1 protein-coding gene is annotated in these 356 nt (G+C 71.3%); it reads left to right on the top strand.

Annotated elements, in window-relative coordinates:
• The coding region (locus OQ02_RS39520; protein WP_033443810.1) for an NAD-glutamate dehydrogenase domain-containing protein at nucleotides 1-329 on the top strand (329 nt) is incomplete at its 5' end.
• Nucleotides 330-356: the final 27 nt, after the last annotated feature.

Here is a 356-nt window from a genome sequence, read left to right as displayed (position 1 = left end):
ACGACCTGGCCGACCGGCTGCGGATCACCGACCTGATGGACCGGATCATCGAGCTGCCGCGCAGCGACCGGTGGCAGTCGATGGCCCGCGCCTCGATCCGTGAGGACCTGTTCGCGGCGCACTCGGCGCTCACCGCGGACGTCCTGGCCGCCGGGAACGGCGCGTCGAGCCCCGAGCAGCGGTTCAAGGCCTGGGAGGAGAAGAACGCGGCGATCCTGGGCCGCGCGCGGACGACCCTGGAGGAGATCCAGGGCTCGGACACCTTCGACCTGGCCAACCTGTCGGTGGCCATGCGCACGATGCGCACCCTGCTGCGGAGCCACAGCTAGGCACGCCGGCGGACAGGTGAGCAGGGA

The organism is Saccharothrix sp. NRRL B-16314, assembly GCF_000716595.1.
GTDB lineage: Bacteria > Actinomycetota > Actinomycetes > Mycobacteriales > Pseudonocardiaceae > Actinosynnema.
The sequence above is the reverse complement of the archived record's forward strand: the minus strand, read 5'-3'. Positions and strand labels throughout refer to the sequence as shown.